At 29.3% G+C, this 17,804-nt stretch carries 16 protein-coding genes; 5 read left to right on the top strand and 11 right to left on the bottom strand.

What is annotated here, in order from left to right:
- The first annotated feature begins 5 nt into the window (after positions 1-5).
- The 4 genes from wecB to LPB03_RS05345 are packed head-to-tail and all read left to right on the top strand — an operon-like array spanning position 6 to position 5,071.
- Positions 6-1,103 (top strand): non-hydrolyzing UDP-N-acetylglucosamine 2-epimerase, encoded by a 1,098-nt coding sequence (wecB, locus tag LPB03_RS05360; RefSeq protein WP_065318917.1) that lies wholly within the window; start codon positions 6-8, stop codon positions 1,101-1,103.
- Positions 1,100-2,311, top strand: a complete 1,212-nt coding sequence (locus LPB03_RS05355) for a glycosyltransferase (RefSeq protein ID WP_083187091.1) — start codon at positions 1,100-1,102, stop codon at positions 2,309-2,311. Before wecB ends, LPB03_RS05355 begins: the two co-directional genes overlap by 4 nt.
- A gap of 5 nt (positions 2,312-2,316) precedes the next feature.
- Entirely contained in the window at positions 2,317-3,582 is a 1,266-nt protein-coding gene (locus tag LPB03_RS05350) for a glycosyltransferase family 4 protein (protein ID WP_065318919.1), read from the top strand.
- A gap of 1 nt (position 3,583) precedes the next feature.
- Positions 3,584-5,071, top strand: coding sequence for a lipopolysaccharide biosynthesis protein (locus tag LPB03_RS05345; protein WP_065318920.1), 1,488 nt, complete (start codon positions 3,584-3,586; stop codon positions 5,069-5,071).
- Here the strand turns inward: LPB03_RS05345 and LPB03_RS16825 are convergent.
- The 10 genes from LPB03_RS16825 to LPB03_RS05295 form a co-directional block, all read right to left on the bottom strand.
- Complete coding sequence (locus LPB03_RS16825) at positions 5,062-5,367, bottom strand: DUF6122 family protein (protein WP_065318921.1); 306 nt, start codon at positions 5,365-5,367, stop codon at positions 5,062-5,064. The genes LPB03_RS05345 and LPB03_RS16825 overlap by 10 nt on opposite strands.
- 124 nt (positions 5,368-5,491) lie before the next feature.
- Complete coding sequence (locus tag LPB03_RS05335; RefSeq protein WP_065318922.1) at positions 5,492-6,067, bottom strand: Crp/Fnr family transcriptional regulator; 576 nt, start codon at positions 6,065-6,067, stop codon at positions 5,492-5,494.
- A gap of 44 nt (positions 6,068-6,111) precedes the next feature.
- Complete coding sequence (locus LPB03_RS05330) at positions 6,112-6,708, bottom strand: WbqC family protein (protein ID WP_065318923.1); 597 nt, start codon at positions 6,706-6,708, stop codon at positions 6,112-6,114.
- 113 nt (positions 6,709-6,821) lie between these two features.
- Positions 6,822-8,522, bottom strand: a complete 1,701-nt coding sequence (gene lepB, locus LPB03_RS05325) for a signal peptidase I (RefSeq protein ID WP_065318924.1) — start codon at positions 8,520-8,522, stop codon at positions 6,822-6,824.
- A gap of 77 nt (positions 8,523-8,599) precedes the next feature.
- Complete coding sequence (gene dapB, locus LPB03_RS05320; RefSeq protein ID WP_065318925.1) at positions 8,600-9,301, bottom strand: 4-hydroxy-tetrahydrodipicolinate reductase; 702 nt, start codon at positions 9,299-9,301, stop codon at positions 8,600-8,602.
- Entirely contained in the window at positions 9,302-9,901 is a 600-nt protein-coding gene (locus LPB03_RS05315) for a DUF5683 domain-containing protein (RefSeq protein WP_065318926.1), read from the bottom strand. It lies immediately after the preceding gene.
- Positions 9,902-10,789 carry a ParB/RepB/Spo0J family partition protein gene (locus LPB03_RS05310; protein WP_065318927.1) on the bottom strand — a complete coding sequence of 296 codons (888 nt, stop codon included), beginning with the start codon at positions 10,787-10,789 and terminating at the stop codon, positions 9,902-9,904. It abuts the gene before it with no gap.
- Positions 10,790-10,792: 3 nt separating this feature from the next.
- A complete protein-coding gene (locus tag LPB03_RS05305; RefSeq protein ID WP_065318928.1) occupies positions 10,793-11,557 on the bottom strand; it encodes a ParA family protein in 765 nt (254 codons plus the stop codon).
- Positions 11,558-11,744: 187 nt separating this feature from the next.
- Positions 11,745-13,208, bottom strand: a complete 1,464-nt coding sequence (locus LPB03_RS05300; RefSeq protein WP_065318929.1) for an aminoacyl-histidine dipeptidase — start codon at positions 13,206-13,208, stop codon at positions 11,745-11,747.
- A gap of 129 nt (positions 13,209-13,337) precedes the next feature.
- Positions 13,338-13,970, bottom strand: a complete 633-nt coding sequence (locus tag LPB03_RS05295) for an NAD(P)H-dependent oxidoreductase (protein WP_065318930.1) — start codon at positions 13,968-13,970, stop codon at positions 13,338-13,340.
- Between the two features lie 109 nt (positions 13,971-14,079).
- Here LPB03_RS05295 and LPB03_RS05290 point away from each other — a divergent pair, with 109 nt between their 5' ends.
- Entirely contained in the window at positions 14,080-15,351 is a 1,272-nt protein-coding gene (locus tag LPB03_RS05290; RefSeq protein WP_065318931.1) for a DUF2851 family protein, read from the top strand.
- A 3-nt stretch (positions 15,352-15,354) separates the two neighbouring features.
- Here LPB03_RS05290 and LPB03_RS05285 read toward each other — a convergent pair whose 3' ends face one another.
- Positions 15,355-17,778 carry a zinc-dependent metalloprotease gene (locus tag LPB03_RS05285; RefSeq protein WP_065318932.1) on the bottom strand — a complete coding sequence of 808 codons (2,424 nt, stop codon included), beginning with the start codon at positions 17,776-17,778 and terminating at the stop codon, positions 15,355-15,357.
- Between the last annotated feature and the right edge of the window lie 26 nt (positions 17,779-17,804).

Genomic DNA, 17,804 nt, shown 5'->3' with positions numbered 1-17,804 from the left:
TTGTAATGAAGAAGAAAATTTTAATTGTAGTTGGGACAAGACCTAATTTTGTAAAAATAACTCAATTTAAAAAAGTTGCTGAGAAATACGAAAATCTAGAACTTAAAATAGTACATACAGGTCAGCATCATGATGATAAAATGTCCACTATTTTTTTAGAACAATTTGGTATCGAAGTCGATTATTTTTTAGGAATAAAAAGTACTTCTGCAAATAGTTTAATTGGCGAAATTATTATAAAGTTAGAGGGCATTATCAATGATTTTATGCCAGACTTATTGCTTTGTGTTGGTGATGTAAATTCAACATTAGGAGCTGCCATTTGTGCTAATAAATTAGGTGTTAAATTAGGACATATAGAAAGTGGTTTAAGAAGTTTAGATAGAAAAATGCCTGAAGAAATAAACAGAATTTTAACGGATGAAATTTCTGATATTTGTTTCGTAACCGAAAAAAGTGGTCTTCAAAATCTAAAAAACATTGGTAAAACTGATGCTCAGGTTGCTTTTGTTGGCAATACAATGATTGATACTTTGGTTCATTTTAAAAATGAGATTGAAGCATCTACTATTTTAGAGGAAATCAACCAAGAAAAAAACACCTATATTTTAGCGACTTTACACAGACCCAGAAATGTAGATACTAAAGACGCGCTTTTAAAAATTATTGATTTATTTGAACAGCTTACAAAAGATAATAATGTAGTTTTTCCAATTCATCCAAGAACAAAAAGTAATTTTATCAAGTTTAATTTGTTTGAAACTCTAACCGAACTCAAAAATTTAATCATTATTGGGCCACAAAATTATTTCTCATTTCAAAAATTGATAAAATATTCTTTTTGTGTTATAACAGATAGTGGAGGTATTCAAGAAGAAACTACTTTTTTACAAATTCCTTGCATCACTTTAAGAGAAAATACAGAAAGACCTTCAACTATAGAAGAAGGTACCAATGAGTTAATGACTTTTGATACGCAAAAAATAGTTCAAAAAATTCAAACTATTTCTGGTGGAAAAAACGGAAATAGTACAATTCCAGAATTTTGGGATGGAAATGCTACAGAAAGAATTATCAAAAAATCCTTAGAATTTTTAGCATGAGTTACATCTGTATGATTGTTGATGGTGCATATCCTAATGATATTCGAGTTCGAAAAGAAGCAGAAGCTTTGGCTGGAAAAGGTAAAAAAGTTTTAGTTGTTTGTCCAAGAAAAAAGAACGATTTAGAAACTGAAATTGTAAATAATGTAACTGTTTTTAGAATCGGAAAAAACTATACAATTGCTAAAAAAGGTATCTATGATATCATTGAAAGTGCAACAAATATCAATCCTCTTTTTTACTTCGGATTAAAAAAAGCTTTCAAAAAATATAAAATCGAATATTTACACGTACATGATTTGCCATTGGCTGGAACTGGTTTCAAATTTAAAAATAACGTAAAAAAAATATATTTAGATTTACATGAAAACTATCCAGAAGCCTTAAAAACTTGGTTTTTATGGAAACAAAATAGCGTTATTAAAGTAAAGAATGCGCTTTTTTTTAATTCAGAAAATTGGTCAAAAAAAGAAAAAAAATACTGCGAAAAATATGACAAAGTAATTTGTGTCGTTGAAGAAATGAAAGCAAAGTTAATTGCTAAATTCAATATTGAAAACGAAAAATTAATCGTGGTTTCTAATCACGAAAAAAAGAGTTTCGCAGCTAATTTTAATGAGGAAGTTGCTCAAAATATTATCAGCAATAAAGATTTTTCAATTACGTATGTTGGTGGTTTTGGACCTCATAGAGGTTTGCAAACAGCAATAGAAGCAATGCCAAAATTTGTAAAACACATTCCAAACGCAAAATTATTTTTAATTGGGAAAGGAAGTGCAGATGTAGAAACTAAATTAAGAGAAATTGTAACAGAATTTCAGGTAGAAAATTCAGTGGTATTTGTTGGTTACAGACCTTTTAAAGAAGTGTCTACAATTATGCAAAAAACGAATATAAATATCATTCCTCATTTAGCGAACGATCATACAGATAATACAATTCCTCATAAATTATTTCAAATAATGATGAGTAAAAGCTTACTTTTAGTAAGTTCTTGCAAACCTTTAAAAAGAATTGTTACGAAATATAATGCAGGTATCGTTTTTAATGCTGATGATGCAAATGATTTTGCTAAAAAGGTAATTTCAATTCATCAAAATTACGATGAATATCAAATAAAAACCCAAAACGCTTTTGATGCTGTAATGACTAAAGGAGAAAACTGGGAACAAGAAAGTTTAAAACTATTCAATTTATACGCTAATTAAAACTATTGAAAGTACTCATCTTAACATATTATTGGCCTCCAGCAGGTGGTTCTGGCGTTCAGCGTTGGTTAAAATTTGCAAAATATTTACAAAATTTTGGCATAGAACCTATTATATATACTGTTGATAATGCCAATTACCCAAAAGAAGATGAAAGTTTAGTTGATGAAATTCCGAAAGGAATTACCGTTTTAAAACAACCCATTTGGGAACCAACAGATGTACTATTTTGGAAGCAAAAAGAGCATCAGAAAAAAGATATTTCTAACAGTACAAATAGCGGCTTTTTATCTTTTATAAGAGGTAATTTCTTTATTCCTGATCCTAAAGTTTTTTGGGTAAAACCTTCTGTTAAATATTTAGAAAATTATCTAAAAGATACTAAAGTAGACTTACTTATTTCTACAGGACCACCTCATAGTATGCATTTGATTGCTGATAAAATCCAACAAAAAACAAATATAAAATGGCTAGCAGATTTTAGAGATCCTTGGTCTAATTTATATTATAATAAAGATTTTAAGCAGTTAAATTTTGCCATCAATAAAAATAAAAAATTAGAAACAAAAATTTTAAAAAATGCAGATTGTATATTAACAGTTAGCAATTCTTTAAAAGCAGCATTTGTAAAACAAGCAAAAAGAGTTGAAGTAATTACCAATGGTTTTGATAGTGAAGTTTTGCATTCTGAGACCACTCAATTAGATGAAAAATTTACAATTTCGTATATTGGTTTATTACCAAAACAAAGCAATCCTAAGTTGTTTTTTAAAGTTTTAAATGAAATTTGCAATCAAAACTCAGCTTTTAAAAACGATTTAAAATTAAATTTTATTGGTGATATTTCTGACGAAGTAAAACATGAAATTGAGAAAAATAATTTGGTAGAGAACACCAATTTTATGGGCTATGTTTCTCATCAAGAAGCAATTAATTTCCAAAAAAAATCACAGGTTTTATTGTTGTTAATTCCTAATATTGATAATGCTCATGGTATTTTAACAGGAAAACTATTTGAGTATTTAACAGCAAATCGTCCTATTTTGGCTATTAGTCCACCAAATAAAGATTTAAAAGAAATTATTGACAATACTAATACAGGAGCTGTTTTAGATTATAATGATGAGAAAAACTTAAAAGAAACCATTCTAGATTTTTATCATCAATATAAAAAAGGTTCTTTAAAAGTGGCTTCAAAAAATATTGAACAATATCATAGAAAACAATTAACGAAAGAGTTAGCTTTTGTTATTAAAAGTTTAATTTCGTAAAATGGGAATTGTATTAAAACAATCTTTAAAAAACACCTTATTTATATATCTTGGATTCGTCTTTGGAGGCATCAATACCTTGGTTTTATACACGCGTTTTTTAGAAGATGAATATTATGGTTTGGTTACGTATTTGTTGGCAACTTCCAATATTTTAATGCCTTTAATTGCGTTAGGAATTCATCATACCATTGTAAAGTTTTTCTCAAGTTATTTTACAAAAGCAGATAAAGATAAATTTTTATCATCGGTGTTATTTTTGCCATTATTGGTGGCAATTCCTATGGGATTTTTAGGGAATTTATTTTATGAGCAAATTGGTAATTATTTATCAGAAGAAAACCCAATTATTAAAGAATACACCTTTGTTATTTATTTAGTAGCTTTTACGTGTGCGTATTTTGAAGTTTTTCATGCATGGGCAAAAGTACATTTTCAAACAGTTTTCGGAAATATTTTAAAGGAATTATACAACAGAGTAGCAGTCATGATTTTGTTGTTTGCTGTCTATTTTGAATGGATTACAAAAGCCGAATTTATTTATTATTTAACAGGAGCGTATTTTATTAGAATGCTTTTAATGATGTTCTACGCATTTAAATTATACTTCCCAAAATTCACGTTTTCTAGACCCGATAATTTTAATGAAGTGTTGCGTTTTTCATTGTATATAATATTAGCAGGAAGTGCAGGTGCTATTATTTTAGATATTGATAAATTTATGATTCCAGGTAAAGAATCTTTAGAAAAAGCCGCTTATTATTCTGTGGCAGTTTTTATAGGTTCGTTTATTGAAGCACCAAGTAGAGCAATGTTAAACATATTACAGCCCTTAACATCCAAGACTTTAAATGAAGACAATCATAAAGAAGTTGCCTCTCTTTACAAGAAAAGTTCTATAAATTTATTGTTGATAAGTGGGTTGTTTTTTGTGTTGATAAATGCAAATATTGGGCAGTTATTTAGCTTATTACCAGAAGAATATGCAGGTGGTGCTTTGGTTGTTTTTATGATTTCATTACTAAAAATGTACAACGGTTTTTTAGGGAATAATGGAGCCATCATTAACAATTCAAAATATTATAAAGTAACCTTGCCTTTTAGTTTAATTATGGCTTTTTCTGTCTATTTTTTGAATAAACTCTTTTATTATGAATTAGATATGGGAACAGATGGTTTGGCTTTGGCAACTTTAATCGTTATCTTTTTTGCAAATACAGGAAAAATATTTTTTGTAAAAAGAAAGTTTTCGATGACACCATTTACAAACAAATCATTTTTAATGATTTTTATAATAACAGCACTTTATGTGACTTTTAATTTCTGGGATTTTCCAATTGAGAATATTTATCTATTTAAATTTCCTATTCATCCTATCATTAACATCATTTTAAAAAGTATCTTAATTGCTTTTATTTATATTTTTTTAGTGATAAAATTTAATATTTCTACTGAAATAACCAACATAGTTAAGCGTTTCTACAAATAGCAATCTAGCCAATCTGTTGCAATGTGAAAGAGCAATGCAAATGCTAAAATTCTTATTTTCTTAAAAAATAGACCAATCATATAAATTCCAATAGCAATATAGGAATGCAAAGGATGAAAGTTAATACTACATCTATTTTCTGAAAAAATTGGGTTTGCTAATAGGTGATCTAAATCAATGAGCATCGAAGCTAAAAAAATAAGATACACAGTTTTCCATCGATCTTTAAAAAAGAAATACGCTATAAAAAAAGGGATAATAAAGTGAAATGAATAATGAATTATAAACTTAATCATAAATTAAAAGGCTTATTACAAAATAAGCCTTTTTAAACTGAATAAAAATAATTGGGGGAATAAATTTTATAGGTCAAACTTATAACATAAATATGCCATAATTGTTTACATATGTTAATAAAAATTACTTTGAATAAATTTCTTTTCTAATTCTACTTAATTGAACAGGAGAAATATTTAAATATGAAGCAATATGGTATTGAGGAATAAGATCTTCAATATTAAAGATTTCATTTTTTAATTTTAAATATCTTTCTGTTGCGTTTAAAACTGATAAATCATAAATTCTAGACTCCATAACTAAAAAAATAGATTCGAGCATTCTATTATATAACATTGCAATTTGATGATCTTTTTTTATTAGCTTTTTAAATTCTTTAAAGTTAAATTGATAAAATTCACAATCGGTTAAACATTCATAGGTAAGTTTACATGTCTCTCCAGTAATTAATGAACCTAAACAGCCTGTTGTTTTGTTGGCTGTGAAAATTGTTCTTATGTATTGTTTTCCATTTTCATCTTGATGATAAGATCTAACAATACCTGCTTTTATAATAAAGAAGCTGCTTGAAATATGACCAACTTTGCTTATAATTTCATTTTTTTTAAATGAAATATTTTTAGCTAAACCGAATAATTTTTGTACACTTGTTTTAGGAATATTCCCAAAACTTTCAATAAAATCTTTTAAAAATTCCATAATTTTCTTTTAAAGATAAGAAAATTTATGTCTATTTTAAAAAATTATAAATAGCTAATCGCATTTGGACCTTCCATAAACAATAAATCTAAAATAGAAAGATTAGGTAAAAAACCATGTTTATCATCAAACATTTGTATGTATTTCTCTACCACATTTTTTGGTTGATTTTTTCTATCGGCTAAAAATCTAAAATCTTTTTCAGTAGGCTCAATCTCATAGCTTTTTGTAGTTGTAAATTGAGAATCAACTTGTAAAGCATCTGTTATAAATAAAAAAGTATCAATATTTAAATCGTGTAAATATTTATATTTTTTATGGAAAATAGGTGCAATATCATCTTCTAAAAAATCAAAAAAAGGTGATGTTCTATAAGCAATTTGTAAAGATTTAAAATGTTGGTCTTGCCAAGGAAAATCGTTTTCAACTAAAGTGTCTTTTGTTTTCTTTCTAATGTCTTTAGTTTGATGTTTTACAGGAATGCTAAGTAATTGTTTACCATTAGAATTATAGATATAACAACGATTTCTATAGCTTTGTTTTTGGAAATTATCCTCTAACTCAAAAACAATAGAATCTGCTTTTACAATCTCTGAATATTGAGAAATAGGAGAGAAGTATGTTGGAATGAATATTGACATATTTTTTAGTTTACAGTCTCAGTCTCAGTCTCAGTCTCAGTCTCAGTCTCAGTCTCAGTTTTTAGTTGAAAAAGCTAACTGCAAACTGAGACTGCTAACTGCTAACTGAATACTTACTTCTTAGCTTTTTTCTTCCCTTTATAAAAACTCCAAGCAATATAAAGTGCGATTAATGCAAAAACCACATATCTATAAGAAACAGGCTCTCCATCTCCATGAACGGTTGTAAACATTCTGTCCCAACGAATTGATTTTAGTTTTTCACCAAAACTTGCAGCATCAGCATCCCAACTAAACCAAATCATTACAGGCTTTCCTAAAACATGATCAAAAGGCACATATCCCCAATAACGTCCATCTAAAGAATTGTGTCTGTTATCACCAACTAAATAAAAATAATCTTGGTTAAATGTGTAAGAATCTGTTTTTTCTCCATTGATAAAAATATCGTTTCCATTCACAACCAAGTCGTTATTTTCATAATTTTTGATAATTTGCTCATAAAAAGGCAACGAGTTTTTATCTAATTTTACAGTAGCTCCAGCTTTAGGAATGTAAAGTGGTCCAAAATTATCTTGGCTCCATTTATTACTTTCTATATGAGGAAAAATAGCATTGTCAGGAGCATGATTTATTTTTTTAACGGAAACAGTTAACGGATGTTTTTTCAGTTTTTCAACTTCCTCTGCTGTCATGTTTATATTGATTTTATTCTCAACATTTAACATTTTAAATTTTTGAGCAAAATCTGGATTTATACCCCCAGCAACTTCTGTATATAAAGAATCTTCCCCAATTTTATTTAAACTTCCATTCAGTTTTATAGCATCTTGAACTCGCTCATCATTCCAGTATTCAGTAAGAATTTTATAAACACCAGTTCTTCCTTTATCAATTAAAAATTTTGGATATGTATTTGCAGAAATAGGTTGCTTACTTTCATACGTATAATAAAACTGCAATTTTGCTCTGTAAGGTAACTCGTTCTTTTTTCCATTGATGTAAAAATAACCATCTTTCATTTCAATAGAATCGCCAGCAATTCCAACAGCACGTTTTACGTAATTTGTTTTTTTATCAACAGGTTTATAAGTAAATTTACCTGAAACATCACCCCACATTGTAGCTAAAGTATCTGCTGGCCAATTGAAACAAACAATTTCATTATTCTTAATTTTTTGAAAACCAGGTAATCTTGTGTATGGTAACTGAGGTCTTTTCAAATACGATGCAGTTCCTGTAAAAGGTAAAGAATCATGAACCATTGGAGCTGCAATAACTGTTGATGGAACTCTTGCTCCATAATGAAACTTGCTCACAAATAAATAATCACCAATCAACAAAGATTTTTCTAAAGATGATGATGGAATTGTAAATGGCTGCATAAAATACGTATGCACTAAAGTTGCAGCAATAATAGCAAATGCAATTGAACTAATCCATTCTCCTAACTCAGAGCGTGGTTTTAAACTTCTATCTGCATTGTATGTTGCATCTGTTGCATAATTGATATAAAAAATATACAAACCTAAAGTTACAATCACTAAAAAGGAATCTAACTTTTTATAAAAGCCAAAAGTTCTAATGGTTTCTATCCAAATAACTGGGAACATTAACAAATTTACTACAGGAATAAACAGTAAAATAATCCACCATTTTGGACGATTAATGATCTGCATTAAAACAATTCCATTATAAATTGGCACAGCTGCTTCCCATGCTTTTCTGCCTGCTTTTACATACAATTTCCAAGTTCCTAAAAAATGAATAACTTGAATTACAAGAAAGAAGATAAGCCATTGTGTATACGTCATAATATATTTTTAATTTCTTAAAAAGAAAAGTGTTTTAGTATTTTATAGGGCGCAAAATAAACAAAATGTTACAATTTTTAACCGATGTTTAACACATCTTTCATCGTAAAAACACCTGTTTTGTCTAAAATCCATTCTGCAGCAATTACAGCACCTAAAGCAAAACCTTTTCTGTTGTGAGCTGTATGTTTTATTTCTATAGTATCCACTTCAGAATTGTACCAAACTGTGTGCGTTCCAGGAACATCAGGAATTCTTTTGGCAACAATTGGTATATTTTCTTCGGATGAAATTGCACCTAATTCCCAATTCTTTTTTGATGAATTTTCAATAACACCTTCAGCCAACGTAATTGCTGTTCCACTTGGTGCATCTAGCTTTTTAGTATGATGAATTTCTTCCATAGAAATATTATAATCTTCTAAAGTAGCCATCATTTTTGCCAACTGTTTGTTCAGTTCAAAAAAGATATTAACGCCAACACTATAATTTGAAGCATAGATAAAAGCCCCTTTTTTTTCCTCACAAAGTGCAACTGCATCTTTATAATTATCTAACCAACCAGTAGTTCCAGAAATTACAGGAACATTGTTGTTAATACAGTTAGAAATGTTTTTAAAAGCAGCATCAGGAATGCTAAAATCGATAGCAACATCTGCTAAAGAAATATCAATAGTATCGTCCACATCTTTTCGAATTACTATTTCATGACCTCTAGAAATGGCAATTTTCTCAATTTCTTTGCCCATTCTTCCATAGCCTAATAATGCAATTTTCATTTAAAAAGTATATTTAAAGGTTAATCCAACTTTTGGCGCTTCAAATAAAATAGGATCTGCAATAAAAGTAGGTTTTACAGATAGATTATCATCTGTATTAAATTGTAATAAATGCGCATTTACACTTGCTTCAACAATTTGTAAAACGTAAATTATAATTCCAGATAATAAAGACATATCTCTGTTTTCTCTTAGTTGTTCTTGGGCAGTTTCTAAAGTAGTTATAGAAACACTAGAAACACCATTTACTGTAAACTCATCTTCCAAACCAGCTTTTCTTAATCTGTAAGCTGTTCTATAACGTTTGTAATCTGAATTATTTGTTTGATAATAATAAATAGGAATTGCTAAAGCTCCCCAAACGATAGGTGCTTTCCAATATTTTTTGTTGTAAATCTGTCCCATTCCTGGAAAAATAGCAGAATAAAAAGCCGCTTTTGAAGGCGCTAAAGGATCGTAAATACCTTGTGTAGTTTTTATGTTGCCATCAATTTTTAAATCTTCGACTTTTACAGGTTTAGGTATAGAATCTTGTTGTGCAAAAACATTCGCAGAAAAAATTGCGATGCAAAAAACAAGTATGACTTTTTTAAACAACACTTATTTTAATAAGTTTTTAATACGATTAAAATCTTCTTCTGAATGAAAAGGAATGGATATTTTTCCTTTGCCATTATTGGCAATAGTAATATCTATTTTATGACCAAAAAAGGCTCCAATTTCTTTTTTACTTTCTTTAACAAAAGCAGGAATTGCTTTCTTTTTTGGTTTTGCAATGGCACCTGTTTTTAGGTTTTTTACCAAATCTTCTGTTTGTCTTACCGATAATTTGTCACGTAAAATTTTCTCGTAAATGGCTAATTGATCTTCTGTATTATCAACATTAATCATTGCACGTCCATGACCCATAGAAATAAAACCATCTCTCATTCCTGTTTGTAAAATTGGATCTAATTTTAACAAACGTAAATAATTGGTTACTGTAGAACGTTTTTTACCAACTCTGGTGCTTAATTCTTCTTGTGTTAACTGAATTTCATCAATTAAACGTTGGTAAGAAAGTGCCACTTCAATCGGATCTAAATTTTTACGTTGAATGTTTTCAACCAAGGCCATTTCTAGCATTTCTTGGTCGTTTGCCAATCTTATATATGCAGGTACAGTTTTGTTTCCAATTAATTTTGAGGCTCTAAAACGTCGTTCACCAGAAACTAATTGAAATTTATTACCTTCTAATTTTCTAACAGTTATTGGCTGAATAACCCCTAATTCTTTGATAGAACTTGCCAATTCACGCAAAGCTTCTTCATCAAAATAGGTTCTTGGTTGATATGGATTTACATCAATTAAATCTAATTCTAACTCAATAATATTACCCACAACTTTGTCTGCATTTTTGTCTTGTGCAGAATTTATGTTAGGTGTATCTTGTTGCAACAAAGCAGATAATCCTCTTCCTAAAGCTTGTTTCTTGGTTGCTTTTGCCATTTTTTATGAATTCTTTTTTAATAATTCTTGGGCTAAATTTAAGTAATTTACAGCGCCTTTACTTGTAGCATCATAAGCAATAATGCTTTCTCCATAACTTGGTGCTTCTCCCAAACGTGTATTTCTTCTAATAATTGTATCAAAAACCATACTAGAAAAATGTTTTCTAACTTCATCTACAACTTGGTTAGATAAGCGTAAACGAGAATCGAACATTGTTAATAATAAACCTTCGATATTTAACTCTGAATTATGAATGTTTTGAATGCTTTTTATGGTGTTTAATAATTTTCCTAAACCTTCCAAAGCAAAATATTCACATTGAATTGGAATGATTACAGAATCTGCTGCCACCAAAGAATTTAAAGTGATTAAACCTAGAGATGGTGCACAATCAATTAAAATATAATCGTAATCATCTTTAATTTCTTGTAAAGCTTTTTTGAGCATATATTCTCTGTTCTCTTTGTCTACCAATTCAATTTCGATGGCAACCAAATCTATATGAGCAGGAATAATATCAACATTTGGTGAAGTAGTTTTTACAATTGCTTTTTTAGCAGAAACAGAATGTTCCAAAACTTGGTACGTTCCATATTCTACAGCATCAACATCAATTCCTAAACCAGAAGACGCATTTGCTTGAGGATCTGCATCTATCAACAAAACCTTTTTCTCTAAAACACCTAAAGAAGCTGCTAAACTTATACTTGTGGTTGTTTTACCAACACCACCTTTCTGATTCGCTATTGCAATTATTTTTCCCATTAAAACCTTCTGTTATCAAAGAGTAAAATTACAATTTATTATCTTTTATAAAAGTGAAAGATGTTAACAAAAATACAAACTTTTAAACTTTTGGAATTCAGGTCTTTAAGTTTGTATTTTTGAAGTTTTTAAACAATTATGGCATTTCTAAATCAAAAAAAGATTTACTTATTTAAAATGCTAAATTTTATGCTTTTTGAGGAATATTCTTTAGAACTTCTAATAATAATTTCCAAAATTTTTGGGTTGATGATATTTGAGCACGTTCATCTGGAGAGTGTGCTCCTCTGATGTTTGGACCAAAAGAAATCATATCCATTTCAGGATAATTTTGACCTAAAATCCCACATTCTAAACCTGCATGACAAGCTGCAACATTTGGATTTTCGTTAAATAATTCTTTATACAAACCTTCCAACACCACTAAAATTTCTGAATTCAAATTTGGCAACCAACCAGGATATTCTCCTGAAAAATCGACATCCAAACCAGCTAATTCAAAACAAGAACGTAAAGAATTTGCCAAATCCCATTTATTAGTTTCAGAAGATGAGCGTGTTAAACAACCCACTTTAATACCACCATCTTTTACAATAATTCTTGCAATATTATTAGAGGTTTCCACCAAACCAACAACATCAGGACTCATTCTATACACTCCATTATGAGCAGCATATATTGCTTTGATAAAAGATTCTTGAACACCTAATTCCATAATTACTTTAGGAGATTCAACTTCTTGAATTTCAATAGCTAAGTTGCTTTCTAATGTTGAAAACTCGTTTTTTATATTGTTGATAAGTATCTCAATTTCTGATAAAAAGTTTTCTTTAGAAACAGTGTCAATAACGATAGTTGCAAAGCTTTCTCTAGGAATTGCGTTTCGCAAACTACCTCCATTTATTTCAGCAATTCGCAAACCAAATTTTTCAAAACCATCATATAAAATACGATTCATTATTTTGTTTGCATTTCCCAAACCTTTAATAATATCCATTCCTGAATGCCCACCATTTAAACCTTTTACAGTGATAGAAAATGCAGTTGTATTTTCTGGAGTATTTTCTTCTTTATAATTTTTTGTTGCAGTTACATCAACACCACCTGCACAACCAATACCTATTTCATCATCTTCTTCAGTATCTAAATTTAGTAGAATTTCACCTTTTAAAACACCACCTTCTAAGCCCATTGCTCCAGTCATTCCTGTTTCTTCATCAATGGTAAATAAAGCTTCAATTTCTGGGTGTGTTATTTCTTTGGATGATAAAACTGCCATAATTGCTGCAACTCCTAAACCATTATCAGCACCTAAAGTTGTGCCTTCTGCTTTTAACCAATCTCCATCAACAAACATTTTAATGCCTTCTTTATCAAAATCGAAATCAGTATCTGCATTTTTTTGATGCACCATATCTAAATGACCTTGCATTACAATGGTTTTTCTATTTTCCATACCAGAACTTGCTGGCTTTTTTATGATAACATTCCCAACGTTGTCTACAAAAGTTTCAAGGTTTAATTTTTTTCCAAAATCAACCATAAATTGAATAACTCTTTCTTCTTTTTTGGAAGGTCTTGGAACTCCATTTAAATCTGCAAAATGATTCCAAACTGCTTTTGGTTCTTTATTTCTAATATCTTGGCTCATAATATTTTATTTATATATTCAAAATGTTTCCTTGAGCGCAGTCGAAAGGTATTTTATATTTAGGAAAGTTAATGAGTTCTCGACTGCGCTCGAACAGACATTAATTTAATTATTGAAAATTTAGTTTATCTAATTAAACTCAATCACAACATCTTCTATATTCTTTCTAACTTTTTTTAAGTCCTTCATGTAATCATCTTCGGCTCTAAAACCAACTGGTAAAACTAATGTTGCTGTTAGGTTTTGTTTGTTTAAACCTAAAACTTCATCATATTTAGCAGGTACAAAACCTTCCATTGGGCAAGCATCAATTTGTTCTACAGCACAAACTGTTAGTAAATTTCCTAAAGCTATGTAGGCTTGATTCCTATTCCAAACTAATAATTCTTCTTGTGTTTTTTTGCTGATATCTGCAGTTAAAAACGTTTTAAATGGGTTTATTACTGCATCTGGAGTTGCTCTTATTTTTTTTACCAAATCAAAATATTCTTCAACCTCTGTAATTGTATATTTTTTAGGAATGCAAATTACTAAAAGATGAGAAGCTTCCAAAACTTGTGGTTGGTTAAATGAAGCTGCAACTAATTCTTCTTGAATATTTTTATTGTTGATAACAACCAATTTTAAAGGTTGTAAGCCATAAGAAGTGGCAGTTAAATTAAAAGCTTCTTTTAAAATTTCTATTTGTGATGGTGCTAAAGTGCTATTAGTATCGAATTTTTTAACAGCATATCGCCATTTTAAACTTTCTATTGTATTCATTGTATTATTTTGTACTGCAAAAATAACTTATAAAAAGTTTAAATTTTCTTGTTTCTATTGGTAAAATTGATACACAAATAAATTATTTTGTACCTTGAAACAAAAAAAGATGAATGAGGAATTTTTGTATTATGTATGGAAGTATAAAATATTTACTGATATAAATTTACAGACTTCTGACGCTAAAGAAGTTTCTATTTTAAAAGGAGGAATTCATAATAAAAATTCAGGACCCGATTTTTTAAATGCACAAGTAAAAATCGATCATCAACTTTGGGCTGGTAATGTTGAAATGCACGTAAAATCTTCTGATTGGTATTTACACAAACATGAAGAAGATGCCAGTTATGATGCTGTAATTTTACATGTAGTTTGGGAACATGATGTAGACGTTTTTATGAAAAATAATAAACCTTTACCAACTTTAGAGTTGAAAAATTTTGTTTCAAAAGAACTACTAGAGAACTACAATAGCTTAGTCTATCATCAACAGAAATTTATTCCTTGTGAAAATCAATTAACAACTATTGATGAGTTTTTGTTGAATAATTTGTTAGAGCGTTTGTATTTTGAACGTTTAGAACATAAGTCAACTTTTATAAAAGAGTTGTTATTAGATACAAATGCCGATTTTGAAGCTGTTTTGTTCCAATTATTAGCTAAAAATTTCGGATTAAAAGTAAATGGAGAACCTTTTCTGCAATTGGCAACTTCTATGGATTTTTCTGTGGTTAGAAAAGAACGTTTTGATTTGGAACAATTAACAGCGTTGCTTTTTGGACAAGCAGGTTTTTTAGAAGAAGATTTAGAAGAACATTATTATCAACTATTAAAAGAAAAATACAGGTATTTAAAACATAAACACAAACTAAATTCCATTTCTAAAAATGCATTCCAGTTTTTTAGAATGCGACCTCAAAACTTTCCAACAATTAGAATTGCACAACTAGCATCTTTATTATATGCGCATCAAAATATATTTTCAAAGTTGATGAGCATCAACAAAAAAGAAGATTTTTACGATTTATTTTCTTTTGAGGTTGATGCGTTTTGGAAAACACATTTTACGTTTGAATCGGATTCAAAAAAATCACCTAAAAAACTCACAAAATCATTCGTAGATTTAATTATCATCAACACTATAATTCCTTTAAAATTTGTCTATTTGCAGAGTAGAGGAGAAGTGTCTGAAAATGAAATTATGCAGTTGATAAAACAAGTTTCATCAGAAAAAAATAGTATAATTTCTAATTTTTCAGCTTTAGAAATTAAAGCAAAAAATGCGATGGAAAGTCAAGCTTTGATACAGCTTAAAAACAACTATTGCACAAAGAAACGATGTTTACAATGTGCAATAGGTAATAGTTTGTTGAGAAAATAAAATTTATTTCGGGTTTAATATTTCTTTAATATTTGCCAAACAATCTCTGTAATGATATTTTGTAATTCTATTAACACCTCTATTTTTTGCTACTGTTAATTGAAAATTTAAAGCCTCTAATTCGCCTCTCACTATGGAGCTAATATCAGAATTTTGATTGTCTTTAGAATTTAAAAGAATTCCCATTCTGTTAATCATCGATTTTTGTAAGTTACGTCTAAAAACATCTACATTTTTAGTGTAATTTGTTTCAGAAAAAATTCCAGTCCTTAAATCACGAATCATATCTAAAGCAGTATAGTTATTAGCATCAATAACTTCTGCATCAATCATCATTTCTAATTTATTCGAATTTAAAAGCGTGTACAATTGTCTGTTTTGTAAACTTAAAATTCTTTCTGTATAACCGTTTTCATTAATATTTGCTAAAATTTCAGGATTAATTAACCAATCTTGCGTTTCAAAAGCATTTTTATGCAACCAAACCATGGCTTCTTTTTGCTTCTTTTTAGAAACAGCTTCGTATACCATTCCATTTTGAACCGGTTTTTTGTTGAATTCGTAAACGCCACCAATATTACCAGAAACATGGCCAACATATCTACTCCAAACTCCTAAAAGTTCGCCATATAATTCAGATAAATCTTCATAATTGTTGGTTTGATCAGAGGTCCAACTTGGTAAATTTTCGGCAACAATTTTCAAGTTTTTCATTCCATAAGTAGACGCTTTTACTTGATCGTTTCCAATTCCTTCAGTTTGTGCTGATGGATCAAAACGTGCTCCACCAAATCTATAGATAGGATCATCAGCTTTTTCTTCAATCCATTTGTCTAGTGTTTTAACTTCTTGTTCAGGAGTTTTTGCTAACGGAATTTTTCTATATCCCCAATTAATCGCATAATGATCATAAGGACCTAATTGACGAATAAATCTTATGTTTTCATCACCTGGTTGCGCAATATAATTGTAACGTGCATAATCCATAATAGTTGCTGCAATTCCCATTTTCTGAGTAAATTTTCCAGAACGCAAAGAATCTACAGGATACGCATAACTTGCAGCCATATTATGAGGTAAACCTAAAGCATGACCAACTTCGTGCGAAATTACCATTCGCATCATTTCTCCAATTTCTTCTGCAGGTGTATCTAACGTTCTTGCAGACGGATTTGCAGCTCCAGTTTCTAATAAATATCTGTTTCTGTATGAACGTAAATGATTGTGATACCAAATGATATCGCTTTCTAAAATTTCTCCAGTTCTTGGATCAGAAACACTTGGGCCAGTTGCATTTCTTGTGGTACTTGCTACATATCTAATAGAAGAATAACGCACATCTTCCATACTAAATTCTGGATCTTCTTCTTCAGTTGGCGGATATTTTGCCATAATTGCATTTTTAAAACCAGCAGTTTCAAAAACTTTTGCCCAATCATCCACACCTTGTTTGATGTATTTTTTCAATTTATCTGGAGTTCCAGGATCTAAATAATATACAATTGGTTTTATAGGTTCTACCAATTCTCCACGATTGTAAGCGTTGATATCTTTAGGTTCCAATCGCCAACGTCTAATATATCTTTTTTCATCAGCTTTTAAAGCTTCTGAACTGTAATCTACATTTTTAATCGAAAAATAACCAACTCGTTCATCATACACTCTTGGCATCATTTTATCTTCTGGCAAAACAATCATCGATTGATTTACACGAATTGTAATAGTATTTGTTGATGAATTACTTGGTGGTTCAGCTGCATCAAACGTAAAATCTTGGACAACTTCAATATTTTCTGGATAACTTTTTATAGAGTTGATAAAACTTCTTGAAGCATCTAATCTCTTAACTTTGTATCTTTTTCTATAAGAATCTGGTAAAGGAGAAATCGCTTGAATATCTGAAGTGAAAAATTTTGTTACATCAACCAAAACAGCAGTAGAATCTTGGTTTTGAGTTGCAATATCAAACGCAAATAAAATAGGTTCTAAATTGTTTGCTTTTACAGATTTGTAAATTGGCAAAGAGTCATTTGCAACAGCATTATAGGATTTTACTTTTAGTAAAATTTTATTTTGAAACTCTTCCCAAACTACAACTTGTGTGTTAATTTTTGAGCCAGCATTTACATAACCACCTCCTAAACCAGCAGGAATATCTTTAATTCTGGTTACCAATAACATTTCTTTTCCAAAATAGTTTTTTGGAATTTCATACATGAATTTATTGTCTGTGTTGTGCACTTTAAATAAACCTTCGTCTGTTGTTGTTTTTTTGGTTACAAAATCAGCATATTTTGGTGTTTTGCTTTTTTGAGATTTTGTTGCAGTTTCTTCTGTGTTGTTTTCCTTTGATTTTTTCTTTTGTGCATTCATTTCTGATGGAAATGTAAATGCTAAAATCATTGAAAAAAGTAGTAGTTTTTTCATATTGTGTTAAAGTTCTGAATTAATGA

The sequence above is a fragment of the Polaribacter vadi genome, assembly GCF_001761365.1.
GTDB lineage: Bacteria > Bacteroidota > Bacteroidia > Flavobacteriales > Flavobacteriaceae > Polaribacter > Polaribacter vadi.
Note: the sequence above shows the minus strand (reverse complement) of the source record. Positions and strands in the feature narration are given on the sequence as shown.